Raw genomic sequence first — 1,414 nt, 5'->3', positions numbered from 1 at the left:
GTACATGACTTCGTTTATAGAACCAATACAGAGCTAATTCAACAGAATAATGAACAATTTACATGGCTACAAATTGACACAAGAAAAAGGCCGAAACCCGCGCCAATGCTGGGTTACGGCCTGATCAATGCTTCAAAGTTCGGAATAGGCGGAGAGCTTGGCGCGTGCGGTCGAACCGTAGCGATCGGCATCCTTTTCGAAGATGACGAGGAGCTTGATGTCGCCTTTGCCACCGTCGAGCTTGTCGGCGATGAACGTGTAGTAGTCCGCGCGCTGGCGGCGGAACTTCGCGGCCGCTTGGCGGATGGCGAATGGAACCTTGACGCTCATTTACACCTCCCTTGCGACCGCTGTAGCGTGAAGCGGGACAACAGCGGCCGACGGCGTGCGCAAGAGCAATGCAGCCGACGGCGCCTCGGCCACGAAGTTCTCGGGCACGGCGATGTGGCTCGTGTTTCGGCGCACGGCGACGGCACGCTCATGGTCGCGGCGGCTTTCCACCGTCTCGAAGCTCATGAAGCGAGGCTCGATCTCGCGGGGGTCGATCAGGCCGACGAACTCGCCGTCCTCCGTCGTGCCGCGAACGGCCTTGTAGATTGCGCATTCCATCGTGTTCTTGCCGACCAGGTTGTCGTCGTCGAATCGGTCGGATGCCATCGAGCGCCAGTACTTGTAGAGTTTCAGGGCGCCGTCGGCCGCGCCGATGTACTCGAGCATCTGTTCGTCGGGCTCGACCATCTCGCTGACCACGGTGCGGCCCGAAAAGCCGTTCAGCTCGGGCAGCTCGTCCTTGATGCAGAACTTGCATCCGCGCGAGCTTCGCAGGCGATAGACATCGCGGTTGATGCCATAGAGGCGCTCGAGACGGTCGAAGTACCGGCTGTGCTCATCGAGCTTGTCCGCGCTGAGCGAAAAAGCGTGGGCGTAGTCGTTCGGGGCCAGAGCGCAGTGCGGGCAATTGGTCGGCAGGAGGGCCTGATACACCATCAGCTTCAGGATGCCGGGCGTAGCGAGCACTTCGCGGTTGATGGCGATGGCCGGCGAGGCGAAGCGTTCCGCGATACCCAGACTCGAGCGAGCGTGGGTCGTCGTATAGACGCTGTGGCCCGACTCGACCACCTGGCGGGCGACCAGGCCCGTCTCGCGATCGCGGATCTCACCGAGGTACAGCGCGTCGAGAGCGGAACGGTAAAGCGCCCGGGTCGCGGACAGGAAGGACTTGTCATCGCCGGCCTGTGCCAGGTCGCGCGTGATCGTCTTCTGGTAGGCGTTCTTGAGCTCGAGCTCGACCGGGTCCTCGAACGACTGGATCTTGATGTCGGTCGGCAGCATGTTGATCATCTGCACCAGCGAGGTCGACTTGCCCGAGCCCACCACGCCGGCGAGCACGACCATGCCGCCCTCGGAATTGATC

At 61.6% G+C, this 1,414-nt stretch carries 2 protein-coding genes; both read right to left on the bottom strand.

Features of this window, described 5'->3' with window-relative positions; all coding sequences use genetic code 11:
- Positions 1-132: 132 nt before the first annotated feature.
- Positions 133-330 (bottom strand): hypothetical protein, encoded by a 198-nt coding sequence (locus AC1DY5_RS55585; RefSeq protein ID WP_478122697.1) that lies wholly within the window; start codon positions 328-330, stop codon positions 133-135.
- Positions 331-1,414 (bottom strand): ATPase, T2SS/T4P/T4SS family (locus AC1DY5_RS55580; protein ID WP_478122696.1); only part of this gene is annotated, 1,084 nt, incomplete at its 5' end.

Source organism: Variovorax sp. P4_D9 (assembly GCF_056401695.1).
Note: the sequence above shows the minus strand (reverse complement) of the source record. Positions and strands in the feature narration are given on the sequence as shown.